The organism is Halorubrum aidingense JCM 13560, assembly GCF_000336995.1.
Classification (GTDB): Archaea; Halobacteriota; Halobacteria; order Halobacteriales; family Haloferacaceae; genus Halorubrum; species Halorubrum aidingense.
In genome coordinates this window covers 33,511-58,700 of the sequence record NZ_AOJI01000019.1, presented here as the reverse complement: position 1 = coordinate 58,700, position 25,190 = coordinate 33,511, and the positions used below count along the sequence as shown (strand labels likewise).

Below are 25,190 nucleotides of genomic sequence, written 5' to 3'. Positions count from 1 at the left end.
GGGGCGCCGACGCCTAATCGTTGCGGTCACGTGAACCGTCGCCTCGCCGCGATCCCCTCGCGTCCGATCAGTCGCCGGCTGGGGCCGCGATCTCCCCGGAATCGTCGGGTGTCGACTCGTCCGCCGCCGGTTCGTCCGCCGCCGGCTCTGACGGTCCGTTTCGGACCACCGGTGGCCACCGGACCGCCGTGGCGATCGGGTCGTCGAGCGAGAGCGCCATCCGGAGGTCGCCCTCGCGGTCGACGAGTTCGAAGCCGACCGTTCGGTACACGCTCCGAGCCACGCGGTTGCTGCTCGTGACGTACAGTTCGAGCCCCTCGCGGTCGGCGGCGGCGGCGTCGGCGATCACGTGCCGGCAGAGCTCCGTCCCCACGCCGCGCCCCTGCATGTCGGGGTGGACGAAGACGGCGAGTTCGGGCTGTGACGCGTCCGTCGGCGTGTACATCGCGTGCCCGTACAGCTCGCCGTCGCGCTCGGCGACGACGTCGCTGCCGTCCGTCAGCATCGTCTCGATCCAGTCGGCGCGGCGACGCCGATCGACCGGCGGGAGCCCCTGCGCGCGGTCTCCGGCGTCGAACCCCTCGTACATCTCGGCCAGCGGCGCCGCGTCCTCCGGGAGGGCCGGACGGAGCGTCCAGCGCGCGCCCTCCTTGTCGACGAACCGCGGACAGCGCGCCGGGCAGTGAACCGTCCCCTCGCACTCGCTCCCGTCCCACCCGTCGCAGGCGACGCCCGTGGTATCGGTGCTCATGGCTGTTCGTTCGTCGCCCGACGGGTTATATCGTGTCAGCTGCTCCCACGCTGTGGGAACGGCGAGCGCGGCTCGGGGCGGTCAGTTCACTTCTCGCCGATCGCGGGGTCGCTCTTCGGCTTGCTCTCCGGCTTGCTCGCCTTCGGGAGCGAAATGCAGACGACGTTCCCGCGCGGGTGATTCTCCTCGAAGGTGAGTTCGCCGCCGAGCGACTCGACGCACCACTGTATCACCCACAGGCCGACCCCCGTGCCGTGAAACGTGCTGCTGGTTTCCACGTCGGCTCTGAGCACCTCGATCTCCGTTTCCGGTATCGGCGGCCCGTTGTCGGCGATCCGGACTACGCCGTGACCCTCCTCGCCGCCGTTTTCGACCGATACCGTCACCGACGGGGTCTCTCGATCGTTGTGCTCGACCGCGTTTCGAATGGCGTGTTCGATCGCGTAGTGGATCCCCTTATCCGCGATGACCCAGGCGGCCCTCGGCGCGGTCACCGAGAAGGTCGCGTTCGGATACGTCTCGCGCGCCTCGCCGACGAGCGAGCGACCGACCGCCCGGAGGTCGGTCGGCGAGCGCTCCGTCGCGCTGGGTTCGGCGATCTCCTCGATCTGTTTCACCGAATCGCTCAGCCCGCCCACCTCGGTCGTGATGTCGAGGATCGTCTCGATCTCCCGTTCGAGCGCCTCGTCTTCGACCGCCTGTCTCACCCTGTCGGCGTACCCCATGAGCACGTTCGTTTTGTTTCGCAGGTTGTGGCGGATGATCCGGCTGAGCAGGCGCAGGCGGCGCTCGCGAGCGCGGTACTCGGTCACGTCATGCACCTCGGAGATGACGCACCGCTTTCCGTCTATCTGGGTGGCACTGAGGTGAATGCGGACCCATCGCAGCTCTTCGTTCGATCGCTCGATCTGCCAATCGAAGGTCTGCGGCTCGCCGTCCGCGGCGCGCTGGATCAGTTGAATCGCCGCGTCTTGCGAGAATCTCGTCGACGGGGCCGTGTAGTCACCGATGCCCATCGTTCGAAGCTCGTCCGCCGAGTACCCGTACAGCTCCTCCAAACGAGCGTTGGCGTCGAGAATCTCGTTCGCGGTCGGGTCGTGGAGATTGATACCGACATCGAGGTCGTCGAATATTCCCGGGAGTCGGGTGTCGGCAGACTCTCGCATGTCATCTCACTCGCGATCTCAAATAAATACTGTTCCGATTCAAGCCGAATTAACTGTGTCTAGAATTAACTACTATTTAATTACACACTTTTATATTTATTTATATTCATGTGTACTCATTCACAGCTACGTCTCTTATTCGCCGCTCGCCGTCGACAGCCGGTCAGACGGAAGCCCCTCGGGGCTGACCTCGGGGAAGGGTCACTCTCGAATCAACACGATCCCGTCGCGGAACACGGAGTGGTTCGGGACCACGTGCTCTTCGCCGTCGGCCTCGATGCGAGTGACGAACATGTCGACCTCCTGGACGATCCCGCGCTCGCCGGCGACGCGCACCTCGTCGCCGATCTCGTACGGCTGACGCAACAGGAGGAAGACGCCGGCCGCGGCGGACGCGACGAGGTCCTTCGTCGCCAACGCGGCGAACACCACGACGGCGAACGCGTACGCCGCCAGCAGCACCACGAGCGCGAGCGTCTGCACGCCGACCTGTCCCAGCGCGATGAGCGCGGCGACGTACACCACGCTGTACTTCACGAGCGGCGGCAGCACGCCGAGTTCGGGGAGCTTGACGCCGCGGAGGCGCTCGGCGACGAGCAGCTCCGTCTTGTCGCCGACGACGACCCCGACGATCAGGACGAGCACGGCGACGAACAGCCGCGGGAGGAACGCGCCGAGGTTCGCCCAGAACTGTTCGAGGTACCGCACGTCGGCGACCGTGAGCACGACGATGAGGGTGACGGCGACGATGAAGTAGCTGGACAGCTTCGCGAGGATGCGAACCGTCGAGGTGTCGAACTCCCGGGCGGTTCGCTCGAAGGCGGTCCCCTCGATCACGTCGGGGACGCCCGCTCGCGTCAGCAGCCGCCGGTTGATCGCGCCCACGACGTACGCCGCGAGCAGCCCGAAGACGAGCACGATCAGGGCGAGCCAGATCCGCTCGGGGACGCGGGCGGCGAGCCTCGTGAGTTCGGTCGCGACCGCTGGAATCATCGGTATCAGTACTCCTCCGGATCGATCTCCAAGACGAGCTTCCCCGATTTGAACGCCCGAACGAGCCCGTCCGACTCGGAGAGCACGATCGCCGTCGCGTTCGTGTCCCGGGTGATGGCGGCGCCGGACATGTGTCGCGCGCCGAGCCCCTTCGGGATGTCGACGCCCTCCGCGCCGGGTTCGAGGTAGCGGTACGCGGAGACGATCTTCCCGGAGTCGGAGATGACGAACGCGCCGTCGAGCCGCGAGAACTCCTTGAGCATCACGTTCACGATGGGGTCGCCGACGTGGACGTGCGACTTCTCGAAGGGGTTGTACGACAGCGGGCGGGACTTGTTCATCACCTTCCCGGCGTCGCCGACGACGAACAGCGCGCCGACCGGTTTCCCCTTCTGTCCCTTCTGTCCGAGTTCGATGGCGACCTCGAAGACGTCGCGGATCACGCTCGGCTCGGCCCGCGAGTTGACGAAGAGGTCGTAGATCCCGGTGTGAACCGTCTCGTCGACGCCCACCCGGACCACCGCGTCCGACCCGTCGCCGAAGACGTTGGTGAGGCAGACGACCTCGTCGCCCTCGTCGACGAGGTCGGCGTCCATCGCGCCCTCGATACCGAACCGAATGCGGTCCGTGACGTTGTCGAACGGAAGGGGGAGTTCGACGAACGGCTCCGCCGCGAGGTCGTTGTCGGGCGCGACGACGACGATCTCGGTGTCGCCGTCCGCGACCCGGTCGTACATCGATCGCGTCGGAGAGAACAGCAGCACGGCGTCCGCGTCCGCGACGAGGTCGGACAGGTACTCGGTGAGCGAGGCCATTGTCCGTACTGACTCTCGGACGCCGTATAGTCGTTGTGTCGCCGTCATACGACCGTCTGACTCCGCGGTGTCATCGACGTGTGGTATTTATATACAATCCACTCATCCGACCGCCCGATATTTCCGCGAATTCGGGCGCGTAAGGGGTTAGTAGGCGGGTTGACGGTCACCTACGCCGACTCGTCGGTGCCCTCCTCGGCGATGGTGCTGCCGCCGCGGTCCGAGTAGTTCTTCCGGCCGATCGCCTCGTCACTGACCATCCCGATGATGCTCTGACGCACGTCGTCGGCGGATTCGTAGGTCACCTCGCCTTGGGATCCTAACACCGTCCGGAGCGTCGCGGTATCGTCACCCAGCCCCAGCTCACGGTCGCCGTACCGCTCCAGTAGGGTCTCCAGATCCATCGGGTACTCCTCGTCCTCGAGGTCGTCCGCGAGCGGGCCGAACTCTACACCCTGTTCGCGATCGTCTCCTTGGTTTGTTGTCATTATTGTATCGTCGTGCCGAAGCCATTTACTCTCTGTGCCGGCCCCTGCCGGGTGGGCAGACGCGTCCGTACAGGCGGTCTCAGCCCGAACTGCGGGCGCTCACAGATACGCATCGTCCCACTCGTCGGCCAGGTGCGTGTTGCCGCAGTCCCCGCATTCGAGCCGCTCCAGCCCGTCGATGGAGACGTTCGTGCTCCCGCACTGCGAACAGAAGTACCCGTACGCCTCCTCCTCGTCGTCCGCGACGTACACGGTGAAGAACGGGGCCTCGCTGCCGGGAACGCTCTCGTCGCGGTCGACGGGCCGGTCACCCCCGTCGACGGCGACCGACTCCGGGACCGTGACGGTCGGCTCGGTCGACGTCTCCGTCGATTGGCCTTCCGTGAACACGGTGACCGCGAACTCCTCTCCGCCGATCAGGAGGTGGTCGTGACCGCCCTGTTTGAGGCCGAACCCTTCGAGGAACTCGCCGCCCTCGACGGCCTCGTCGAGGATACGCGCCGCGAGCGGCTTCTCGGCGTACCGTTCGCGGACGCGTTCGAGCAGCGCCGTGGCGACGCCCTCTCCCCGTGCCGCCGGATCCACGTGGAGCCACCGGATCGTCGCTTCCGCTCCGACGTCGACGGTGACGAACCCGCGGACGGTTTCCGCGCCGTCGACCGCCGCTTCGACGACGAGCACCGCCGTGTCCGCGTCGTCGAGCAGACCGGTCAGCGACGCGTCGTCGAACTCCGCTTCGAGTATCATCTCGATCTGGTCCGGACTGAGCGAGTACGACGACTGCAGCGAGTCGCGCGCGATCGCTCTGATCTGTTCTCGGTCGTTCGACTCCGCGGGGCGAACGTTCATGATAGGTGGTGAATTTCGAAGTGTCATACGGTTCCATCGTCGTACGGCAACGCATCGAGTCTCACGCTGAAAAGGAGGGTTCAGCGGGAGACTGTCCGGAAATCCCGGTGGGCGGCGTTACCTGTGCAGGCTGCCCTCGTCGTCAGAGACGGTCTCGATGCCCCGGAGTGCCGGTAGCGATCTCCGTCGGCTGCCGTCGGTGCGACCTCGTCTTGCACGGTGATCCGACGAACGACGCTTCCGAGACTAACCGTTCTGCTTGCTTCTGCTAGGCGTATAAGCGAACGTGGGGTCCCCGGACCGCGGCCGCCCGCCCAAGTCAGGGCGAGTCCGGTTCGAACCGGACTGCTCACGGGACGAGTCCGCCGAGAAGCGCTTGCGAACGCAAGCCCGAGTCTATTATTCGCCGATTCCGTAGGTTTATTGTGATGACATTGACACCTGGCCGACAGACGCTACAGCGACTGGGAATCGCATCGACCCTGCTAGACGCCGCCGTGGCGTTCGCCCGCCGGGACACCCGGACGGGGGTCCTCCTGCTCGGTGCGGCCGTCGTGTCGAACTGGGTACCGGGACTGGGCGTGGCCGCCTCCCTCCTCACCCGACTCTACCGGAGGCTCAGATGAGATCGACGGCCGATCCCCGCGGTGTCGACCGTCTCGAGCCGATCGCGCGCCGCTTCGGGGAGGAGGCGGAATGGTGACCCGTCGCCTCCCCCGAACCGGACGGCTACCGAGGAGGGGTCGGGCGTGAGCGAGAACGCGGAGCCGGGCCTGGACGACGAGCCCATCGCTCCCGGCGAGGCGGTATACGACGAGGACGGGCGAGTCGTCGGGCAGGTCAGCGAGTACACCGCCGACGGGTTCGAAGTCGTGACCACGGAGAGCGGCTCGACGGGTGAGGACGATGCGGAGACCATCCCGGGACAGGAGTTCGGCGAGGGGTACCTCATGTGGCGCTGTTCGGAGTGCGGCGAGATGGGCGAACTCGAGGACGGGATACCGGACTCGTGTCCGGAGTGCGGCGCGCCGGAGGAGGCGCTCGCCGCGATCGAAGAGGACTGACGGCAGCGCGACACGCCCGGTGTCGGTGACTTCCCGCGCGACTTTTACCCACAGAAGCCGATCCGTCGAACGACAATGGCGACCAGCGCGGCCCTCTGGGGCTACCGCGACGAGTTCGGCGACGCCTTCGGGCGGACCTATTTCCGGCGGTTCGGGCCGGGGGTGGCATCCAGCGTCGGGATCGGCACCTACCTCGGCGAGCCGACCGCCGCCGTCGACGACGCCTCCCGCGAGGCGATCGGGCTCGCGCTTCGCTCGGGCGTGAACCACGTCGACACCGCGGTCAACTACCGAGCCGGACGCGCCGAGCGCGTGGTCGGCGAGGCGGTTCGCGATTCCCCCATCGACCGCGAGGCGATCGTCGTGGCGACGAAGGGCGGGTTCCTCCCGTTCGACGGCGACCGTCCCGACGACCCCGCCGCCTACGTCCGGGAGCGATTCCTCGACACCGGAATCGTCGCCCGCGAGGACCTGGCGAACGGCGCACACGCCATCGCGCCCGGATATCTGGAGTGGTCGCTCGACCGCTCGCTGGAGCGGCTCGGGCTCGACGCCATCGACTGCTACTACGTCCACAACCCGGAGACGCAGCTCGCGGTCCGGCCGGCGGCCGCGGTGTACGACCAGTTGGAGGCCGCCTTCGAGGTCCTCGAACGCCGGCGGGTGGCCGGGGACATCGGCGGCTACGGGGTCGCGACGTGGCACGCCTTCCGCGTCGCCGAGGACGACGATCGATACCTCTCGCTCGCGGAGATCCTCGCGCGGGCCGAGGCCGCCGGCAAGGCGGTCGGTCCCGACGACGACCACGGGTTCGACGCCATCCAACTCCCGTTCAACGTCGCGATGGCGGACGCGTTCACGCGGTCGAATCAGCGCCCGCCGTCGGCCCCACAGGACGACTCGCGGGTCTCGACGCTGGAGTTCGCCCACGAGGCGGGGCTCTCCGTGGTAACGAGCGCGAGCATCGGACAGGGCGACCTCGCCGTCGACGGCGCGATCCCCGCCGACGTCGACGCGACGCTCGCCGGCGAGACGCCGGCCCAGCGGGCGATCAACTTCGCGCGGAGCGCGCCGGGGGTCACCGCCTCGCTCGTCGGTTCGACCGACCTCGATCACGTCCGCGAGAACGTCGCCGCCGGGACGTTCGACCCGCTGGGGGCGTCGGCGTTCGATTCGGTGTTCGAGTGACGGCGACGGTGCGAGAGGAAAAACCGGAGAACGGGAGAAGACGGAAGCGGAGAGCGCGCGGTGGCGGACGGGGACGCGGAACTAGCAGTCGATCGATCAGCGCAGTTCTTTATACCGCGTCTCGCACTCCGGGCAGACGCGGACCGCGAACACCTCGTCGGGGTCGTTCTGCTTTTTAAGCACCTTCTCGCAGTCGGCGCAGTTCAGCCGCTCGTAGGTGTCTTTGAACAGGTCGCCGTCCCGGAGCCCCTTGCGCGTCGATTTCATGTGTCGGGGTTGATCGCGTGCGGGTATAAAAACCCCGTACGACGCCGGTCAGACGCTCGGGGAGGGCGCGGTGGAGGTCGGGGCGCCGGGAGTCGAAGCCACGGCGGTCGCGCGACGGTTTCGCAACGCTTGTCTCCCGGCTCCGAGTAATTCGGCCGTGTCACGGAACCGGCTGTTCGGATCGTTGTGCGCCCTCGTCTTCCTCGTCAACTTCGCGCGCGTCGTCTTCGCGCCGCTTATCGGGCAGTTCATCGGCGAGTTCTCGATCGGCGAGGGGACCGCCGGACTCATCGTCACGCTCGCGTGGCTCGGATCGGCCGCGCCGCGGCTCCCCGCCGGCTGGGCGCTCACGCGGTTCTCCCGCCAGCGCGTGATCCTCGTCTCCGGTGCGATGCTGACCGCGGGCGCACTCGGCGTCGCGCTCGCGCCCGGCGTGCCGACGCTGATGGCCGCCGCGTTCGCGGTCGGCTTGGCGTCCGGCGTCTACTTCGTCGCCGCGAACCCGTTCATCGCGGAGCTGTTCCCGACCCGAGTCGGCCGCGTGATGGGCGTCCACGGCATGGCGAGCCAGCTGGCCGCCGTCGCCGCCGCCCCCGTCGTCACGGTCGCGCTGTGGTACGACTGGCGGATCGCCTTCTACGGGCTCGCCGCCGCGGCGGCCGCGACCACGGTCGTCTTCGTCCTCTTGGCTCGCCGGACCGAGCTTCCGGGCGCCGGCGCCGCCGACACCGACTTCGTCGCGGGCGCGCTCTCGGAGTGGAAGCTCATCCTCGCGGGCGTCGTCCTGATGGGCCTCACGAGCTTCGTCTGGCAGGGGCTGTTCAACTTCTACGAGCTGTACATGGTCGATAAGGGGCTCGCGCGGTCGACCGCCCGGAACCTGCTGACGGTGATCTTCGCCGCCGGCGTCCCCGCGTTCCTCGTCTCGGGCGACCTCGCCGACCGGCTCCCGCACATCCCCTACATCCTCGGGATCGTGTCGACGTTCATCGCGAGCGTCGTCCTCGTCGTCGTCTCCTCCGGGCTCGTCGCCGTCGTCCTCGCGAGCGTCGCGGTCGGCTTCACCATCCACATGCTGTTTCCCGCGGGCGACACCTACCTGCTGGCGTCGCTGCCTGACGACTCCCGCGCGTCGGCGTACGCGGTGTTCTCGGCCGGGATGATGACGACGCAGGCGGCCGGCTCGTGGGTCGTCGGCGAGGCGATCGAGGCGGGCGCGAGCTACGACGCCGTCTTCCTCGTGCTCGCGGCCGGCCTCGGACTGATCGTCGTCGCGTACGCGGTCCTCGAACGACTGGGTCGCGTGCCGGGCGGCGCGGCCGGCGCGACCGGCGCGGCCTGACACGGACCGATTCCTCCTCCCGATCGGGACCGGCACGGACCACGGGTATCGCACCTATTTAGGGCGTCCCGCCCGTGTAACGAACAAATGGAGTACGTCCAAGAACGCGTGACGACGCTGCACGCGTTAACCGACCATCGGCCGGACGCCCCCACCGGTCGGGCGGCGGTCGTGGTGCCGATGACGGAGCGCGAGTACGGCACGCTCGCGGCCGAGCGCGTCCTGACCGCGCTCGAGACGGTCGGTCCCGCTCGCGTGATCGTTCCCCTCCGCGCGTCGGCCGAGCGCGTCGGCCCCTTCGTCCGGTGGCTCGACGGCTTCGAACTCGACGTCGAAACGCTGTGGTGCGGCGGCCCGCGGCTCGCGGACCTGCTCGACGAACGAGGGCTCAACGGCGGCCGCGGGAAGGGGCGAGACGTGTGGCTCGGGCTCGGCCGGGCGCTGGACGAGGAGTTCGTCGTCGTCCACGACGCCGACACGAAAACGTACTCGCCGGCGTTCGTGAACCGACTGCTGTTCCCGCTCGCGCACGGTCACTCGTTCTCGAAGGGCTACTACGCGCGCGTCGAGGACGGCGCCCTGTACGGCCGGCTGTTCCGGCTGTTCTTCCGGCCGCTGGTCCGAGCCCTCGGCGACGCGACGGACACTCGTGAGGCCGGGATCCTCGAGTACCTCGACGCGTTCCGATACGCGCTCGCCGGGGAGTTCGCGGCGACGACCGACCTCGTCTCGCGGCTCCGCGTCCAGCGCGGCTGGGGACTGGAGGTGGGAACGCTCGGGGAGACGTTCGCGCACGCCGGCTTCGACGGGAGCGCGCAGGTCGACCTCGGCCGGTACGAACACGACCACCGCTCCGTCGGCGGCCCGACCGGCCTCGCGGACATGAGCCGGGCGGTCGGCGCAGCGACGCTGCGCGTGGTCGAGGAGGGAGGCGTCGACGTCGACTACGACGCGCTCGCGGCCCGCTACCGCGAGGCGGCCGACGGGCTGCTACGCGGCTACGAGACGGACGCCGCGTTCAACGGCTTGGAGTACGACCGCGACGCCGAGCGCGCGCAGGTGGCGACGTACGCCGACGCCCTCGGCGAGCCGGGACCGGACACCCGCCTGCCGGCGTGGCGGAACGCGCCGGTGACGCCCGAGGAGGTCGCTGCGGCGGTGCGGGCGGACGTCGCAGCGGCGGCGGGCGACGCGGCGGCGAGTGATGCGTTGGCGGGCGACACAGTGAGCGACGACACGGCGTCACCGGCGAGCAGCGGCGCCGCGCGCACGAACGGCCATCATCCCGACATGGCGCTGGACGGCGACGGCGTCGGGGATGCCGACCCCGGCTCCGGGTCCGGGTCCGATTCCGCGTCCGGCTCCGCGCCGGAGGGTGAGTGACCGATGGCCGACGGCACACCCAGCGTGGCGGCGCGTGACGACCTCGCCGGCGTGGTCGACCTGTTCGACTGGCTCACCCGCGCGGAGCTGTCGCGGGCGCTCTCGGAGCTCGCGTTCAAACAGCGCGCGGAGGCCGACGCCGACGCCATCGCCGCCGCGATCGACGTGGCGGTCGCGGAGTACGCGCTGGTGCCGGCGCCGCCCGCGGCGCTCTCGGGCGCGGGTTCGGACGCGGATGTGGACGCAGGTGTAGACGCGGCAGACGTGGCCGACCCGGCGGCGGGGATCGATCGGGACGACGTCGCGCTCGCGGTCGGCCCCGCCGCGTTCCCGTCGCTCCCGGCCGGCGCGGAGGACCTCCCACACATCCTCGACGTGCCCGAGCGCGACGTGGACCGGTCGGCGCTGTCCGCGGCCGTGCTGGATCGGCTGTCCGCGGACGCGGTCGCGGCGATCAACGAGAGCGACGCCGAGCGGTTGGCGGACCTCGCGGACGTGACCTACGACATCGAGGCGTGGGCGCCCGTCGACGCCGCGGAGATCCGCGAGCGGATCGTGGCCGAGCTAGGGTAACCCGGTCTAGACCTCTTCCATGCCGTCGCGGATGTCGTCCGGCGGCACGTCCATGTCGTGTGCTTCGTCGGCGTGTTCCCGCACGTGATTGACGAGTTCCTCGTCGTCGTCCGACCGAATCTGGAACGCGCAGGCGCTACAGGTGAATTGATGTGTCATTCCGACTCCTTGTTCCAGCCACGACAGTATTGTTAGTTGCCTAATAAATAACGCTATTTTATGCTTTACCGGCTCCATTGTCACTTGATGACAAGAGACACAATCGTAGCATCCGGCACGGTGGGGGACCAATACGAATGTCGCGACTGCCTCGCGCGACTCCGTACCACAGAGAACCTCGCGTTATGTCCCGACTGCGGCGGCGAACTGGAGAACATCTCCAAACCCCGCGAGTAGCGGGACGCGTTCGTTTTTCGTCCGTCTTTTCCCGTCTTCTTCCGGCACAACCGGTCAACTCCCGCGGCGACCGCTCTCGATCGCTTATAACTGTCCGAGTCGAGTCGACCGGGCGGTGTCCCCGGGGCGGCTCACGCGCTCGCTTCGATGTCGGCGAGCCGCTGTGCCAGGAACTCGGCGATGGAGACGGGTTCCTCCTCGACGAACCGGGCGACCTCCTCGCCGTCGGCGGTCTCGACGACGACGGTGGGGATCAGATCGATGCCGTACGCCTCGACCTGCGGCCCCTCCTTACCGTCGGGCCCCTTCGTGACGGCGAACGCCTCAATCCGGTCGTCGGGGACGCCGGCGGCGGCGAGCGCCGCTCCGAACTCGGGAAGCTGTCGCTGACAGTCGCCACACCAGTCACCGCCCCACACCTTGAACCGGTAGTCGTCGGCCGCGAGCGCGGCGATCACCGACTCGTCGAAGTCGTCCGCGTCCACGTCGGCCGCGGGAGTGAGCGTCTCGAGTGTCATACCCGCCGTACGCCACCGACGCTTGTAAGCGACGCGCCGATGGCAACGCGCGCCAGTATCGCGGTCGGCCTCGCGGTCGGCACCTCCCGGTCCGAACCCGCGTCGGTTGCCGCGGTCCGTCGGGCATTTGAGTGCCGGTCCCGTCGGTCCGCGTAATGCAAGACGACGTACTGGACGGGTTGGGCTCGCCGCTCGTGCGGGTCGACTCCCCGCCGGAGACGACGGTCGCGGCCAAGGTCGAGTCGCGGAACCCCGGCGGCTCCGCGAAGGACCGCCCGGCGCTGTACATGGTCGAGGCGGCCGAGGCGGCCGGCGATCTCGAACCCGGCGACGGGATCGTCGAGCCCACCTCGGGCAACACCGGCATCGGCCTCGCCATGGTCGGCGCGGTCAAGGGGTACGACGTGCGGCTCGTCATGCCGGACGGCAAGTCGGTCGAGCGCCGCCGGCTCATGCGCGCGTACGGCGCCACCGTCGAACTCGTCGACGGGGACATCTCCGCGGCCAAATCGCGGGCCGACGAGCTCGAACGCGACGAGGGGATGGTTCAACTCCGTCAGTTCGACAACCCGGCGAACCCCCGGTCCCACTACGAGACGACCGGCGCGGAGGTGTGCGATCAGGTCGGCGACCGCACCGTCGACGCGTTCGTCGCGGGCGTCGGCACCGGCGGCACCCTCACCGGGATCGGTCGCCGGCTCCGCGAGGCGTTCCCCGACGTTCGGATCGACGCGGTCGAGCCCGCGACGAACGCGGTGCTCTCCGGCGGCGAGCCGGGCGTCGACGCGTTTCAGGGGATGGGTCCCGGCTTCGTCTCGCCGAACCTCGACACCAGCCTCATCGACGCGGTCCACACGGTCGAACTCGAGGACGCGGAGGCCGAGTGCCGCCGCCTCGCGCGCGAGGAGGGGCTCCTCGTCGGCCAGTCGTCCGGCGCGTCCAACCTCGCGGCGAAGGAGGTCGCCGCCGACCTCCGAGCGTCGGGCGCGTTCTCCGGGGCGGAGCCGCTCGTCGTCACCGTGTTCTGGGACAGCGGCGAGCGGTACCTCACGGCGGGGACGTTCGACGAGTGAGCGGGGCCACCCGAACGTTGAGTACGGTCCGGCCCCCAGATCGATCGTGAATACGCACGCCGAACCGAGCGGAGACGGTCCCGGGACCGACTCCGACTCGACCGTCCCGGCCCGGCGGTTCGACGGGCCCTGGCTCCGCGTGCTCGCGACCGCCGCGACCGCCTGGACGCTCCTCTACGCGCTCGACTGGTTCCTCTTGGAGGCCGGCACTCCCGCCGGTGCCGCCGTCGGGTTCGCGCACGGCTACCTCCTCGCGCCGCTGGCGACGGCCGGAATCCTCCTCGACGCGCTCTCGCTCGCGGAGCGCGGCGTCACCGACCTCGGCCTTTTCAAGTGGCTCTACGCGCTCGTCGCGCTGGCCGCCCCGCCGATCGCGATCGTCTACTACGCGCACCGCGAGTGGCTGCGGCCGGGCGACCCGGACCTGCTGGGTGGGCTCCGATGACGGCCTCGCCGACCGGCTCCGTCACCGGCTCCGTCGTCGCGGTCTTCGTCGCGCCTGAGAGCGGCGCCCCGCCCGAGTCGCAGCCCGCCGTCAGCGTCCACCCGGACGGCATCGAGGGCGACCGCTACCGGCTCGGCGAGGGCCACTTCCAGCTCGACGCCTGCGCGGTCACTCTCGTCGCGGCCGAGGCCCTCGACGCCGTTCGCGACGAGACCGGTATCGACGTCTCAGACGGCAGGCACCGCCGGAACGTCGTGATCGAGGGGTTCGGACCCGGGATGGACGACCTGCTGGACGCGACCGTCGCGGTCGGCGACGCGCTCCTCCGCCCGACTCGGCGGCGACCGCCCTGCGCGCACGTCGAGGCGGTGGCGGGCGAGGACGGACTGGCCTCGGCCCTGCGAACCCGCGGCGGGCTCTGCTGTGACGTGATCGCGCCCGGCTCGGTCGCCGTCGGCGACGCGGTCGCGATCGAAGAGCCGGACCCGCGGACCGCGGGCGCCGCGCTCGCCGACCGACTGCGAGAGCGGTCCGACGACGTCGACTGACGGCGCGTGACCGCGGTATCCGACCGCGGACGCCACGACGGCCGGAACCGAAAGCATTGACTCCGTCTCGGGCCGATCCCTCGACAGTGTTCCTCGGATGAGTTGGGGGTACCGGCACACGGTACTGTCGCTGTGTATGCTCGCGTTTCTGGTGACGTACTTCGCGCGGCTGGCGATCAGTCCCGTCGTCCCGCTGATCGTCGCGGACTTCGCGGTCTCGAACACCGCAATCGGGGTCGCGCTCTCCGGGATGTGGCTGGCGTACGGCGCCGCCCAGTTCCCGAGCGGGGTGCTCGCGGACCGCTTCGGCGAGCGCCGCGTGATCCTCGTCGCCGTCGGCGGGACCTCCGTGATGAGCGTGCTGCTCGCGCTCGCACCGGTGTTCCCCGTCTTCGTGCTGGCGGCGGTGCTGTTGGGGCTCGTCGCGGGGCTCCACTACGCGGTGGCGACGACGCTGCTCTCGCGGACCTTCGACGACCTCGGCACCGCGGTCGGGCTCCACTCCGTCGGCGGCCCCCTCGCCGGATTGATCGCGCCGATCGCCGCCGCGTGGGTCGGGGTCCGGTACGGCTGGCGGCCGGCTGTGGCGCTCGCCGCGCTCGTCGGGCTTCCGGTGTTCGCGCTGTTCGCGTGGCGCGTCCGCCCGACGACCCCCCGTCGTCCCGACCAACCGATGCGCGAGCGGTTCCGGCTCGCGCCGCTCCTCGAACTGCTCTCGCGACCGAGCGTCCTCCTCCCGCTGTTCGTCGCGATGGTCGGCACGTACGTCGTCCAGGGGATGATGTCGTTTCTCCCGACGTTCCTCGTCGACTTCCGGGAGTACTCGACGGGCTTCGCCGCCGGGGTGTTCTCGGCGTTCTTCGTCGTTCGCGCGGTCGCGCAGATCGGCCTCGGTCGCCTCTCGGACCGATTGGACCGCGACGTCGCCATCGGCGGGGCGATGCTCGCGGGCTCGCTCGGCGTCGCCGCGTTCGTCCTCGCGCCGGGGCTCGCCGGCCTCGCCGTCGGCGTGGCGCTGGCCGGCACCGGGTCGAGCTTTTTTTCGGCCATCGATCCGCGGTTCATGGACGCGCTCGGCGACGCGGAGCGCGGGGCCGGCTTCGGGCTCGTCCGGACCGTCTACACCGTGATCGGCTCCGCCGGCTCCGTCGGCGTCGGCCTCGTAGCCGACCTGTTCGGCTGGGGCGTCTCGTTCGCGGTCCTGTCGGCGCTGTTCGCCGTCACCTTCGCCGTCCTCCTCGCTAACCGGGCGCTCGGGACGGGGTATTGAGAAACCGACCGCGGCCCTACTCGTCCGGGAGCGTTGTCCCACGCCCGATGGCTGCTGCACTCCGCGTCCGACGGGCGGTGATCGACGGTGTACTCGCACTGAGCGGTCGCCGCGTCGAGCGAGAGCCGGTGGCGAAGCGCGCGTCTCCCTCGTGGTATGTTATACGTGATCGCGCCTCGCATCGAGTCGGGAGTAAAAGGGTGCGTCGCGACGGAGGCTGCGTCACTCAGTCCGAATCGTCGCCAGCGACCGATACGGTTATATTTGGTATATGTGTTCACTGACCATGTCAACAGATACCGTTAGCCCGATCCACTTCACCGTCGAGTGGGGCGGCAGCCGGATCGGCTGCACGAGGGTGTCAGGCCTCGAGATCGCTTACGACGACGTCGCCTACCGCGAGGGATCGGCCTCCGAGTACGGCGACCGCAAGCTTCCCGGGCGGCCGCGGTACGCGAATCTCGTGTTGGAGCGCGGGGTGGTCCCCGGCGATAACGAGTTCTTCGCGTGGCTGAACACGATCCGACTCGGTTCGGTCGAGCGTCGGGACGTCAGCGTCTCGCTGCTCGACGAGAACCACGACCCCGCCGTGGTCTGGAAGGTGAAGAACGCGTGGCCGGTTCGGCTCGCGGGGCCGACGCTCGACGCGCGCGGCACCGGCGTCGCGACGGAGACGCTCGAACTCGCACACGAGGGGTACGCGGTCGAATCGGTCGACGGCGACCGGAAGTGACGGACGGTGTGGTCACGCATCGTCCGCCGCCTGCTGTTCGGCGCTCCCGACGTCGTCGTCTCGCTCGACGCCGAGCGGCGGCTGTTGGTGCTCGTCGTCGAGAACGTCGGCTCTCGGGCCGCCCACGACGTCGCCGTCTCGCTCGACCCCCCGTGGGACGAGGTGGCGGCCGACGTCGACCCCGACGCGGCGACCCCGTTCGCGCCGATCGGCGTCGTCCCGCCGGGAGGCCGGTTCCGAACCGTGCTCGCACCCCTCGACGGCTACGACGGCCCGCGGACGTTCGAGTCGCGCGTCAGGTTTCGCGACGACCGCGGCCGCACCGCGGAAGCCCGCGCGGTACAGACTCCGGAGGCGTTTCGGCGGCTTCGCGAGCCGCCGCCGCGAGAGCCGCTCACTAGTCAGCGCGAATAGACACAGTACCGGTTCGACTTCGGCTTACGCCTCGTCAAACACCGATAGGCTCGCTCCGCTTGCCTATCGAGTTCGATTTCGCTTCGCTCAATCGAACAACGTCTCGCCGTCGACCATATGCTCCTCGACGGCGTCCATGTCGAGCGTGAGGCCGAGACCGGGCTTCTCGGGCACCTCGATGTACCCGTCCTCGATGACGTCCTCCTCGACGAGGTCCTCCCACCAGCCGAGCTCGTAGGAGTGGTACTCGATCGCGAGCGAGTTCGGGATCGCGGCGCCGACGTGCGTCGCCGCCATCGTCGCGATCGGCGAGGCGACGTTGTGCATCGCGACCGGGACGTAGTACTGGTTCGCGACGTCCGCGATCTTGCGGGTCTCGCGCATCCCGCCGACCTTCGGCAGGTCGGGCGCGACGATGTCGACCGCCTGGTTCTCGATGAGTCGGCGCAGCTCGGTGACGCGGTAGCGGTTCTCGCCGACCGCGATCGGCGTGACCGTGTTCTTCGTGACCTCCTCTTGGACTTCGAGGTTCTCCGGCGGCACGGGGTCTTCGAGCCACCACACGTCGTACTCCTCGAGAGCGTCCGCGAGCCGCTGCGCGGAGCCGCCCGAGAACGTCCAGTGGCAGTCGAACGCCACGTCGGCCTTGTCTTTCACGCGCTCGGTGACCTGCTCGACGATCTCCGCTTTGTGGCGGATCTCGCCGGGGCGCAGGTGCCGGTTCGCGCGGTCCTTCTCTAACCCCGACGGGACGTCGAGGTCGAACTTCAGCGCGTCGTAGCCGAGTTCGTCGACGACGCGCTCGGCCTCGTCGGCGCACGCCTCGGGGTCGGCCTCCTCCTCGGTGTGGCAGTCGCAGTAGACGCGCATCTTGTCGCGGTACTTGCCGCCGAGCAGCTGGTAGGCGGGCACGTCGAGGATCTTGCCGGCGAGGTCGTGGAGGGCCACCTCGATCCCGGAGATCGCGGTGACGGTGACGCCCTCGACGGAGCCCTCGCCGGACATCTTCTGGATGAGGTGCTCGTACAGCCGGTCGATGTCGAGCGGGTTCTCGCCGACGACGAACGGTTTCATCCGCTCGATCAGCTCCGGCACGCCGGCGCCCCAGTACGCCTCGCCGGTACCGACGACGCCCGCGTCGGTGTACACGCGGACGAGCGTCCACGGGAAGTTCCCGTCGACCATCGTGGTCTGCACGTCGGTGATCTCGACGTCGCGGCCGCCGCCGCGCGATCCCGTGACATCCATCGTCTCCGCGGAGAGTTCCCGCATCGTGTACTCCGCGTTCGGATCGTGGAGCGACTCGTAATTTCGACTCATGGCCGCCAATTACTTCGGAACAGGGTAAATGTTTATGTTCAACCGTGAGCCCCGGGTCTGCTCTGTCTCACCGAGCTCTGCGTCGGTGAGGTGACCGCCGCACGACCGGTCGACGCGGGCGCTCGGAACAGGGACCTTTTCATGAGCGTGCTCGCTATAGCACCCATGGTTGAGATTACGGATTCGCTTGCGTGTCTATTCACCGGAGAGATCGAGGAGCGCGACGGCGACCACGTCGTCACGATCCCCGCCTCGGAACTCGAACACGGCACCGTCGCCCCGAACGACACCTACCGCGTCGCGCTCATCCACCGAGACGACGGGACGGACCGCGACGCGGCGCCGACCGACGCCGCCCCCGACGCGACCGCCGGAAACGGCGCGCAACCGGCCGCGGCCGTGGCAGACCAGTCCAGTTCCGGCCCGGACCCGGTCGGTCCACCGGTCTCCGAGGGCGACGTGCGAGACGTCACGATCGAGACGCTCGGCGACAAGGGCGACGGGATCGCCAAGATCGAGCGCGGCTACGTCGTCATCGTGCCCGACTCCCGGCCGGGCGACGAGCCGACCGTCGAGATCACGAGCGTCCGCGAGAACGTCTCGTTCGCGAACGTCATCGACGAGTAGCGACCCGATACGCCTCGATTCTCACGCTTTTTTATTCGGTTCGAGCCCCGGTGTCGCCGCCGCTCAACACCGCCTCGGGCGACTCGCTCCGCGAGAACAGCCGCCGGAGGTTCGACGACGAGAAAAAGGAGGTCGGCCGGTCCATGTGGACGCCGATCTCGCCGGACAGCGCCCGTAACCCGACCCGCTGGACCGGCTCCGGCAGCGAGTAACAGGCGCGGATCGCGTGGCCGAGCCGTATCTCCCGGCCGATCGCGTCGCGCCACGCCGACTCGTAGTCGGCGAGGGTGGTCGGGTCCGTCGGGTCGATCGTCGCCGCCGCCGCGTCCGCCGCGGTCATCCCGTACAGGATCCCGCCGCCGGTGAACGGCTTCGTCTGCGCGGCGGCGTCGCCGATCAGGAACGCCCGCTTCGTCGTGACTCGGTCGGGCGGGCCGACGGGAATCGCGCCCGAGCAGAACCGGTCGGTCGTCACGTCGTACGCGTCGGTGAGGCGGTCGAACAGCGCCGACACGTCGTCTCCCGGCGGCGCGGCCAGCCCGTACTCGACGCCGGCGTCGCCGCGCGGGATCCGCCACGCGAAGAACCGAGGGGCGGTGAGATGGACGTCGACGAGGTCGCCGTCGTCGGGCGCGTCGTCGAACGCGAGCACGCCGTGGAGCAGTTCGTCGGGCTCGGAGAGTCCCAGCGAGCGCCTGACCCGCGAGGTCGGGCCGTCGCAGCCGGCGACCATGCGCCCTTCGAAGCGCACGGTGCCGCTGCCGTCCGATCCGCCGTCAGGTTGGTCGCCGGATTCGCCTCCGGCCTCGCCCGAGTCGGGGGCGACGCTCGCTTCGATGACGACGCGATCGGCTCGCTCGTCGACGCCGACGACCGTGTGTCCCTCTCGGACGTCGGCGCCGGCGTCGCGAGCCGCGTCCGCGAGCGTCCGATCGAGTCCGACGCGGTCGATCACGTTCGACACCGGCTCTCGCTTATAAAACGGGTAGTCGGTCGACCCCGGGCCACCGACGTGGAACCGGGCGCCGTACACGCGGTTCTGGAGGAGCCGCTCGCGGGCCTCCTCATCGACGAACTGCCAGATGTCGTCGGAGACGTGCCCCGAACACGCCAGCGGCTCGCCGACGGTCCCCTTCTCTACTAGGAGAACGTCCCGACCGGCCTCGGCCGCCCGGCGCGCGAACCGCGAGCCCGCCGGCCCCGCTCCGACGACGACGAAGTCGTACATATTCGACCTCAGCGGCGCGCGCTATATAAGTAGTCGCCGGCTGTCGGCCCCTTCACTCACCGTCGGTGAGCCACGCGAGCGCCTCGTCGAGGTCGGTCCGCGGCGGCGAGCAGGCGAACCCCTCACAGACGTAGGCGGTCGGCTCGCCGTCGAGGGCGTCGCGGTCGGCCCAGATCGGCGGCGCCTCGTCGAGCCCGAGGTCGTCGAGCCACGCCGCCAGCCCGGCGTCCGTCGGGGGTCGCGGGGCGACGAGCGCGCCCGGGAGGTACCGCTCCCCGAGCGTCTCGCGCCACGCGGCCGGGACCTCGTCGGCCGCGATCGTGACCTCGACCCCGCCCGTCTCGACGTGCTCGGCCGCCCGGACCAGCGAGACGTGCTCCAGCGGGCTCGCTCGGATGCGGTCGGCGTGCGTCGTCACGACCGCCTCGGCGATCTCGCGGAACTCGCGATCGGTCCGGAAGCCGTCGAGCAGCGCGAGCGTCTCCGCCGCGACGCCGAGGCTCGACGGCGTCGACCGGTCGGTGAACTCCTGTGGCCGCGCGAACAGGGTGTCGTCGTCACTCGCGTCGGGGTCTCGGGTGAAGTAGATCGTCCCGTCCGCCGCCTCGTAGAACGCGTCGACCAGCGACTCGGCGAGATCCAGGGCGAACCCGAGCGGTTCCGGGTCGCCAGTCGCGGCGTACACGTCGAGCGCGCCGCGCGCGAGGAAGGCGTAGTCATCGAGGTACCCCGGGCCGCGGACGTCGCCGTCGAGCCACCGACGCGCGAGTTCGCCGGTATCCTCGTCGTACAGCCGATCGCGGCAGAACGCGAGCGCGTCGCTCGCGATCGCGGCGTACGAGTCGCCGAGCACGTCGCCCGCTCGCGCGAACGCCGATATCGCCCGGCCGTTCCACGACGCGAGCACCTTTTCGTCGCGCGCCGGTCGCGGTCGGGTCTCCCGCGCCTCGAAGAGCGCGACGCGGGCGTCGGTCAGGATCTCGCGAACCTCGTCGGCGGGGCGGTCGTACTCGTCGGCGAGTTCCTCGATCGACGCCGCGACCGTCGGCACGGTCGTGCCGCGTTCGAAGTTCCCGCCCGACCGGATGCCGAACCGGGCCTTCGCGAGCGACGACGCCGGCTCGTCGAGGACGGCGTCGACCTCCTCGGGGGTCCAGACGTAGTACGCGCCCTCGACGGCGGGCGCGTCGCCCTCGCCGTCCCCACCCTCGTCGTTCCCGCGGCCGCCGCCCCGACCCGCTGGCGGTCGGCTCCGTGCGTCGAGCGTGCTGAAGAAGCCGCCGTCCGCGTGTCGGAGTTCGCGGTCGAGGAAGCCGAGCGACTCGCTCGCGACGCGGGCGTACGACGGGTCACCGGTGAGCCGGTAGCCGTCGAGGTAGACCATCGGTAGCTCCGCGTTGTCGTACAGCATCTTCTCGAAGTGCGGGATCGTCCACTGTCGGTCGACGGCGTACCGGTGGAACCCGCCGCCGATCTGGTCGTACACCCCGCCCCGGGCCATCCCGTCGAGCGTCCCCGTCGCCGCGGTCAGGGCGGCGCTCCGACCGCTTCGGGCGGCCGCGCGCATGAGCAGGTCGATCCGCCCCGGCATGGGGAACTTCGCGCCGCCGCTCCCGAATCCGCCGTACTCGTCGTCGTACCCGCGGATCGCGGCGGCCGCGGCCTCCTCGAGGAGGTCGGATCCGGAGGGGCCCGTGTCGTCCGCGTCGTCCGCGTCGCCCGGTTCCGGCACCGACTCCAGCTCGTCGCGGGCGCTCGTCGTCCACTGTTCGGCGCGCCGCTTCATCTCCTCGCGCTGCTCCGGGTCGGCCCACGAGTCGGCGATGCGCTCACAGAGGTCGCGGAACCCCGGCTGGTTCCGACGCGGCTCGGGCGGGAAGTACGTCCCGACGTAGAACGGCTTCCCCTCGGGCGTACACCACGCCGAGAGCGGCCAGCCGCCCCCGCCGGTGACGAGTTGGCAGACGGTCATGAACGTGCTGTCGACGTCGGGGCGCTCCTCGCGATCGACCTTGACCGGGACGAACTGGTCGTTGAGCACCGCCGCGATCGAGTCGTCCTCGAAGCTCTCTTCGGCCATCACGTGACACCAGTGACACGAGGAGTAGCCGATGGAGACGAAGACGGGCACGTCGTGCTCGCGGGCGCGCTCGAAGGCGTCCTCGCCCCAGGGCTGCCAGTGCACCGGGTTGTCGGCGTGCTGTTGGAGGTACGGACTCGCCTCTCCGTCGAGGCGGTTCCGGTCGGTCGGCTGTGACATGCGCCCGATTCGTCCCGGCGCGGCAAAAACCCGTCACACGACCGTCGCTCCGCGGTGGCCGCCGGTTATTTATCCACTATTGTGTATATCTCACCGTTAGTAGAGAGTAACCTTTACACTACCATGCGGACATCCGTCGCACATGACGGAGACCGTACTCCTCGTCGGCGGCGGCGGACGCGAGCACGCGATCGCCCGCGCGGTCGCCGACGACTGCGCGCTGTACGCCTGTGCGAGCAACCGCAACCCGGGTATTCGCCGACTCGCGGACGGGTTCGAAACGATCGCGGAGACGGACGCCGAGGCGATCGCGGCGTACGCGACCGAGGTCGGCGCGGACCTCGCGGTTATCGGTCCGGAGTCGGCGCTGGCGGCGGGGGTCGCCGACGCGCTCGACGACGCCGGCGTCTACGCCTTCGGACCGCGGGCCGAGGAGGCGCGGCTGGAGACCGACAAGGCGTATCAGCGCCGGTTCATGGACGAGGAATCGATCCCCGGCTGTCCGGACTTCGCGGTGTTCGACGACACCGAGGCCGCCTGCGCGTACATCGACGAGTACGACGGCGACCTCGCGGTGAAGCCGGCCGGGCTCACCGGCGGCAAGGGCGTGAAGGTGATCGGCGATCAGGTGACCGCCGAGGAGGCGAAGGCGTACCTCCGCGACGCCGAGTACGACCGCGTCGTGCTCGAAGAGCGGCTCGTCGGCGAGGAGTTCACGATCCAGGCGTTCGTCGCGGACGGCGAGCTCCGGACGACGCCGGCGGTCCAAGACCACAAACGCGCCTACGAGGGCGACGAGGGGCCGAACACGGGCGGGATGGGCTCGTACACCGACACCGGACTCTCGCTGCCGTTCATGGTCGATGGGGACTACGACGCCGCCGTCGAGGTGCTCGACGCGGTCGTCGACGCCCTGCCCGAGTACAAGGGCGTTCTCTACGGGCAGTTCATGCTCACGGACGCGGGGCCGAAGGTCGTCGAGTTCAACGCTCGCTTCGGTGACCCGGAGGCGATGAACACGCTGCCGGTGCTCGACACGCCCTTCATCGACGTGTTGACCGCCGCCCGCGACGGCGAACCGCTCCCGTCCCTCGACTTCTCGGGGGAGGCCACCGTCTGTAAGTACGCCGTGCCCGACGGCTACCCGGTCGACCCCGACGCGGGCGCGCGGATCGCGGTCGACGAGGAGAGCGTCGGCGACGCGCTCCTGTTCTACGCGAGCGTCGACGAGCGCGACGACGGGCTGTACACGACGACCTCGCGCTCGTTCGCCGTCGTCGGCCGCGGCGCGTCGATCGCCGACGCGGAGGCCGAGGCCGAGGACGCGCTGGCGGCCGCCGGCGACCGCGTCCGGATCCGTCACGACATCGGGACCGCGGCCCTCGTCCAGCGGCGGATCGACCACATGAACGACCTGCGACGCTAATCGGGTTGCGACGCTGATTGGATCGCGACGCTGTTCGGGTCGCGGTAGAGTTCCGCCGGAGACGGGTTGAAAGGGATCGGGGCCGAATAACGGGTATGCCCATGAAAGCGGACGGCGAGGCGGACCTCCACGAGATCGATCGCTTCGACCGCGGAGTCGGCTGGATCGCGTATCCCGACGAGAAGATGCAGCGGGCGAGCCACGCAATCGCGGTTCCGAACGAGGAGACCGACACGGACGACGTCTGGGTGATCGACCCCGTCGATGCCCCGGGGCTCGACGACCTGCTCGAGGAATTCGGCACGGTCGCCGGCGTCGTCGTCGGACTCGACCGGCACAAACGCGACAGCGCCGCGATCGCGACCCGCCACGACGTCCCCGTCTACGTCCCCGAGTGGATGTCCGGCGTCGCCGACGAACTCGACGCCGAGGTCGAGCGCTTCGGGTCCCGGCTGGCGGACACCGGCTTCGAGGCGTTCCGCATCCGCGACTCATCGGTGCCGCCGTGGCAGGAGGTCGGCCTCTTCGACGGCGAGACGCTCATCGTCCCCGAGTCGCTCGGATCGGCGTCGTACTTCCGCGGTGACCGCGAGCGCCTCGGCGTCCACCCGATGCTCCGCTTGACGCCGCCGACCGAGGCGCTCTCCGGGCTGAACCCCGAGCGCATCCTCGTCGGACACGGAGTCGGCGTGCTCGACAACGCCGCGGTCGCCCTCGAGGACGCGCTCTCCGGTTCCCGCCGAAAGGCCCCCGGGCTGTACGCCAAGACCCTCCGGTCGGCGCTCGGGATCTGACCCGTGCGCCTAAGCCGCCACCGCCGGCGAGCCGCCCCGCAGACGCCGCCAACGCCCCGCCAGTGAATCGCTCTACAGACGCCCCACCGACGTGCCCGCGCCCGTCAACGAGCCACCAGCCGTGATCCACATCACTCGCGACCTGCTGACGGTCCTGCTCGACGATGCCGCCGAGCGCGATCCGGAGGAGTCGAACTACCGGCTCTCGGCGACGCGCGCCGGCGAGTTCGATGCGGACCTCGGGATCGACCCCGAGACGCCCGTGTTGACGCACTTCACGCTCCCCGACGTCGGCGGATCGGTGAACGCGGTGTTCGGCGTCGACCTCGGAACCCCGGCCGGCCACGGCGGTGCCCGCTTCCTCTCGCACTCGGACGGCTTTCTCGGGGTCTCAAAGACGGACGACCTCGCCGCAGTCGTGATCGTCGCCGTGCCGCCGTACGACGAGGACGCGGTCGCCGCGTTCGACCGCGCGGGCACCGGGATCGAACTCGCCGTGCTCGACGCGGTCCCGCCCGAAGAGTCGGTTCCGGAGTGACCGGCTGCGAGCAGGGGTTTAAAGCGTCCCGAGGGAGTAGCAGGCGCCGATGGCAGCACGTCCACCCGGCGGCGGCGGATCCTCGGAGCCCGAGGCGATAGAGTTCGGTATCGCCGTGCTCGACGCGCGTATCGGGGAGGCCGACGTGTCGTTTCCCGCGACCGAGGCGGAGCTCCTCGACGCGCTCGGCGACGAAGAGATCCCGTACGACGCGAAGGGGCGGACGATAGCGCTCTCGACCGCGCTCGAACAGATCCCGCAGACGACGTTCGACAACGAGACGGAACTGCTCGACGCGCTCTATCCGGTGTTCGACCGCGAGCGGCAACAGGGCGGCGGGTTCCTGACAAGTCTGCGCGACGCGCTCCCGTTTTAATACGATTCTCGCTGCGAGGTCGCTTACTGCGCGGACTGCCCGGCCTCGGCCTCCTGTTCGTCGGTCCCGGTGTCCAACCGCTCGATGATGTCGTTGACCAAGACGACGTCGCCGACGGCGCGGACCCAGCGGTACGGGAGGATGACGCCGGTGTTGCGCTCGACGCGGCCGGCGAACAGCTCGTGGTTGAGTTCGGCGAGCGCCAACCCGGTCACGGCCCGTGCGTCCAGATCGAGGCGGACGTCCTCGATCTCGCCGACGAAGACCCCGTTGTTCGAGTACACCTCACGACCGACCAGCGACGTGATCTCCTGCGGAACTGCGTTCATATGCGATACGGTCACG

General features: G+C 69.5%; 31 protein-coding genes. 18 read left to right on the top strand and 13 right to left on the bottom strand.

Going from position 1 to position 25,190, the window contains the following annotated elements; translation table 11 throughout:
* Window positions 1–67 precede the first annotated feature (67 nt).
* From C461_RS06235 to C461_RS06210, 6 genes are all read right to left on the bottom strand, one after another.
* The gene (locus C461_RS06235) at window positions 68–751 is read right to left on the bottom strand and encodes a GNAT family N-acetyltransferase (RefSeq protein WP_007999626.1); all 684 of its coding nucleotides are present in this window, start codon (window positions 749–751) and stop codon (window positions 68–70) included.
* Between the two features lie 86 nt (window positions 752–837).
* Window positions 838–1,917: a PAS domain-containing sensor histidine kinase gene (locus C461_RS06230; protein WP_007999625.1), complete on the bottom strand. Its 1,080-nt coding sequence runs from the start codon at window positions 1,915–1,917 to the stop codon at window positions 838–840.
* Window positions 1,918–2,118: 201 nt separating this feature from the next.
* The gene (locus tag C461_RS06225; protein WP_007999624.1) at window positions 2,119–2,910 is read right to left on the bottom strand and encodes a mechanosensitive ion channel domain-containing protein; all 792 of its coding nucleotides are present in this window, start codon (window positions 2,908–2,910) and stop codon (window positions 2,119–2,121) included.
* Window positions 2,911–2,915: 5 nt separating this feature from the next.
* Window positions 2,916–3,725 carry a diadenylate cyclase DacZ gene (dacZ, locus tag C461_RS06220; protein ID WP_007999622.1) on the bottom strand — a complete coding sequence of 270 codons (810 nt, stop codon included), beginning with the start codon at window positions 3,723–3,725 and terminating at the stop codon, window positions 2,916–2,918.
* 170 nt (window positions 3,726–3,895) lie between these two features.
* Window positions 3,896–4,213, bottom strand: a complete 318-nt coding sequence (locus C461_RS06215) for a DUF5789 family protein (RefSeq protein ID WP_007999621.1) — start codon at window positions 4,211–4,213, stop codon at window positions 3,896–3,898.
* A 99-nt stretch (window positions 4,214–4,312) separates the two neighbouring features.
* Window positions 4,313–5,062 carry a GNAT family N-acetyltransferase gene (locus C461_RS06210; protein WP_007999619.1) on the bottom strand — a complete coding sequence of 250 codons (750 nt, stop codon included), beginning with the start codon at window positions 5,060–5,062 and terminating at the stop codon, window positions 4,313–4,315.
* A 428-nt stretch (window positions 5,063–5,490) separates the two neighbouring features.
* On the opposite strand from C461_RS06210, the gene C461_RS06205 reads away from it, so the two are divergent.
* From C461_RS06205 to C461_RS06195, 3 genes are all read left to right on the top strand, one after another.
* Complete coding sequence (locus C461_RS06205; protein ID WP_007999616.1) at window positions 5,491–5,688, top strand: hypothetical protein; 198 nt, start codon at window positions 5,491–5,493, stop codon at window positions 5,686–5,688.
* A gap of 123 nt (window positions 5,689–5,811) precedes the next feature.
* A complete protein-coding gene (locus tag C461_RS06200) occupies window positions 5,812–6,126 on the top strand; it encodes a DUF7130 family rubredoxin-like protein (protein WP_007999614.1) in 315 nt (104 codons plus the stop codon).
* Window positions 6,127–6,201: 75 nt separating this feature from the next.
* Window positions 6,202–7,314 carry an aldo/keto reductase gene (locus tag C461_RS06195; protein WP_007999613.1) on the top strand — a complete coding sequence of 371 codons (1,113 nt, stop codon included), beginning with the start codon at window positions 6,202–6,204 and terminating at the stop codon, window positions 7,312–7,314.
* Window positions 7,315–7,410: 96 nt separating this feature from the next.
* Here C461_RS06195 and C461_RS15810 read toward each other — a convergent pair whose 3' ends face one another.
* Window positions 7,411–7,581 carry an HVO_0758 family zinc finger protein gene (locus tag C461_RS15810; RefSeq protein ID WP_007999611.1) on the bottom strand — a complete coding sequence of 57 codons (171 nt, stop codon included), beginning with the start codon at window positions 7,579–7,581 and terminating at the stop codon, window positions 7,411–7,413.
* 157 nt (window positions 7,582–7,738) lie between these two features.
* On the opposite strand from C461_RS15810, the gene C461_RS06190 reads away from it, so the two are divergent.
* From C461_RS06190 to C461_RS06180, 3 genes are all read left to right on the top strand, one after another.
* Window positions 7,739–8,923 (top strand): MFS transporter, encoded by a 1,185-nt coding sequence (locus tag C461_RS06190; protein WP_007999609.1) that lies wholly within the window; start codon window positions 7,739–7,741, stop codon window positions 8,921–8,923.
* A gap of 87 nt (window positions 8,924–9,010) precedes the next feature.
* Window positions 9,011–10,306 carry a hypothetical protein gene (locus C461_RS06185; protein ID WP_007999607.1) on the top strand — a complete coding sequence of 432 codons (1,296 nt, stop codon included), beginning with the start codon at window positions 9,011–9,013 and terminating at the stop codon, window positions 10,304–10,306.
* 3 nt (window positions 10,307–10,309) lie between these two features.
* Window positions 10,310–10,879 carry a DUF7109 family protein gene (locus C461_RS06180; protein ID WP_049906384.1) on the top strand — a complete coding sequence of 190 codons (570 nt, stop codon included), beginning with the start codon at window positions 10,310–10,312 and terminating at the stop codon, window positions 10,877–10,879.
* Window positions 10,880–10,885: 6 nt separating this feature from the next.
* On the opposite strand, the gene C461_RS15085 is transcribed toward C461_RS06180, so the two are convergent.
* On the bottom strand, window positions 10,886–11,038 hold the full coding sequence (locus C461_RS15085) for a DUF1059 domain-containing protein (RefSeq protein ID WP_007999604.1): 153 nt from the start codon (window positions 11,036–11,038) through the stop codon (window positions 10,886–10,888).
* Between the two features lie 60 nt (window positions 11,039–11,098).
* Here C461_RS15085 and C461_RS15465 point away from each other — a divergent pair, with 60 nt between their 5' ends.
* Window positions 11,099–11,275 carry a rubrerythrin-like domain-containing protein gene (locus tag C461_RS15465; RefSeq protein ID WP_321163299.1) on the top strand — a complete coding sequence of 59 codons (177 nt, stop codon included), beginning with the start codon at window positions 11,099–11,101 and terminating at the stop codon, window positions 11,273–11,275.
* A gap of 131 nt (window positions 11,276–11,406) precedes the next feature.
* On the opposite strand, the gene C461_RS06175 is transcribed toward C461_RS15465, so the two are convergent.
* Window positions 11,407–11,793 carry a TlpA family protein disulfide reductase gene (locus C461_RS06175; protein ID WP_007999602.1) on the bottom strand — a complete coding sequence of 129 codons (387 nt, stop codon included), beginning with the start codon at window positions 11,791–11,793 and terminating at the stop codon, window positions 11,407–11,409.
* Between the two features lie 155 nt (window positions 11,794–11,948).
* On the opposite strand from C461_RS06175, the gene C461_RS06170 reads away from it, so the two are divergent.
* The 6 genes from C461_RS06170 to C461_RS06145 all read left to right on the top strand — a co-directional run bounded on the left by C461_RS06170 (window position 11,949) and on the right by C461_RS06145 (window position 16,276).
* A complete protein-coding gene (locus C461_RS06170) occupies window positions 11,949–12,866 on the top strand; it encodes a PLP-dependent cysteine synthase family protein (protein WP_007999601.1) in 918 nt (305 codons plus the stop codon).
* A 46-nt stretch (window positions 12,867–12,912) separates the two neighbouring features.
* Window positions 12,913–13,311, top strand: a complete 399-nt coding sequence (locus C461_RS06165) for a hypothetical protein (RefSeq protein WP_007999599.1) — start codon at window positions 12,913–12,915, stop codon at window positions 13,309–13,311.
* Window positions 13,308–13,859 (top strand): MOSC domain-containing protein, encoded by a 552-nt coding sequence (locus C461_RS06160; RefSeq protein ID WP_007999597.1) that lies wholly within the window; start codon window positions 13,308–13,310, stop codon window positions 13,857–13,859. The genes C461_RS06165 and C461_RS06160 overlap by 4 nt, the downstream gene beginning before the upstream one ends.
* A gap of 97 nt (window positions 13,860–13,956) precedes the next feature.
* The gene (locus tag C461_RS06155) at window positions 13,957–15,129 is read left to right on the top strand and encodes an MFS transporter (RefSeq protein WP_049906383.1); all 1,173 of its coding nucleotides are present in this window, start codon (window positions 13,957–13,959) and stop codon (window positions 15,127–15,129) included.
* Between the two features lie 286 nt (window positions 15,130–15,415).
* Window positions 15,416–15,862 (top strand): phage tail protein, encoded by a 447-nt coding sequence (locus C461_RS06150; protein WP_049906382.1) that lies wholly within the window; start codon window positions 15,416–15,418, stop codon window positions 15,860–15,862.
* Between the two features lie 6 nt (window positions 15,863–15,868).
* Entirely contained in the window at window positions 15,869–16,276 is a 408-nt protein-coding gene (locus tag C461_RS06145) for a hypothetical protein (RefSeq protein ID WP_007999591.1), read from the top strand.
* Between the two features lie 87 nt (window positions 16,277–16,363).
* On the opposite strand, the gene C461_RS06140 is transcribed toward C461_RS06145, so the two are convergent.
* Window positions 16,364–17,596 carry a mandelate racemase/muconate lactonizing enzyme family protein gene (locus tag C461_RS06140; RefSeq protein WP_007999589.1) on the bottom strand — a complete coding sequence of 411 codons (1,233 nt, stop codon included), beginning with the start codon at window positions 17,594–17,596 and terminating at the stop codon, window positions 16,364–16,366.
* A gap of 165 nt (window positions 17,597–17,761) precedes the next feature.
* Here C461_RS06140 and C461_RS06135 point away from each other — a divergent pair, with 165 nt between their 5' ends.
* Window positions 17,762–18,223 (top strand): TRAM domain-containing protein, encoded by a 462-nt coding sequence (locus tag C461_RS06135; RefSeq protein WP_007999588.1) that lies wholly within the window; start codon window positions 17,762–17,764, stop codon window positions 18,221–18,223.
* Window positions 18,224–18,254: 31 nt separating this feature from the next.
* Here the strand turns inward: C461_RS06135 and C461_RS06130 are convergent, their stop codons facing one another.
* Together C461_RS06130 and C461_RS06125 are read right to left on the bottom strand one after the other, a co-directional pair.
* Complete coding sequence (locus C461_RS06130; RefSeq protein ID WP_007999586.1) at window positions 18,255–19,451, bottom strand: geranylgeranyl reductase family protein; 1,197 nt, start codon at window positions 19,449–19,451, stop codon at window positions 18,255–18,257.
* Between the two features lie 52 nt (window positions 19,452–19,503).
* Window positions 19,504–21,711, bottom strand: coding sequence for a thioredoxin domain-containing protein (locus C461_RS06125; protein WP_007999584.1), 2,208 nt, complete (start codon window positions 21,709–21,711; stop codon window positions 19,504–19,506).
* A 142-nt stretch (window positions 21,712–21,853) separates the two neighbouring features.
* Between C461_RS06125 and purD the strand changes: the two genes are divergently transcribed.
* From purD to C461_RS06105, 4 genes are all read left to right on the top strand, one after another.
* Window positions 21,854–23,137 carry a phosphoribosylamine--glycine ligase gene (gene purD / locus C461_RS06120; protein ID WP_007999582.1) on the top strand — a complete coding sequence of 428 codons (1,284 nt, stop codon included), beginning with the start codon at window positions 21,854–21,856 and terminating at the stop codon, window positions 23,135–23,137.
* 101 nt (window positions 23,138–23,238) lie between these two features.
* Window positions 23,239–23,931: a hypothetical protein gene (locus C461_RS06115; RefSeq protein WP_007999580.1), complete on the top strand. Its 693-nt coding sequence runs from the start codon at window positions 23,239–23,241 to the stop codon at window positions 23,929–23,931.
* Window positions 23,932–24,052: 121 nt separating this feature from the next.
* Window positions 24,053–24,469 carry a hypothetical protein gene (locus C461_RS06110; protein ID WP_007999579.1) on the top strand — a complete coding sequence of 139 codons (417 nt, stop codon included), beginning with the start codon at window positions 24,053–24,055 and terminating at the stop codon, window positions 24,467–24,469.
* Between the two features lie 49 nt (window positions 24,470–24,518).
* Complete coding sequence (locus C461_RS06105; protein WP_007999576.1) at window positions 24,519–24,845, top strand: DUF5789 family protein; 327 nt, start codon at window positions 24,519–24,521, stop codon at window positions 24,843–24,845.
* 23 nt (window positions 24,846–24,868) lie between these two features.
* Here the strand turns inward: C461_RS06105 and C461_RS06100 are convergent, their stop codons facing one another.
* Window positions 24,869–25,174, bottom strand: coding sequence for a PRC-barrel domain-containing protein (locus C461_RS06100; protein ID WP_007999574.1), 306 nt, complete (start codon window positions 25,172–25,174; stop codon window positions 24,869–24,871).
* Window positions 25,175–25,190 lie beyond the last annotated feature (16 nt).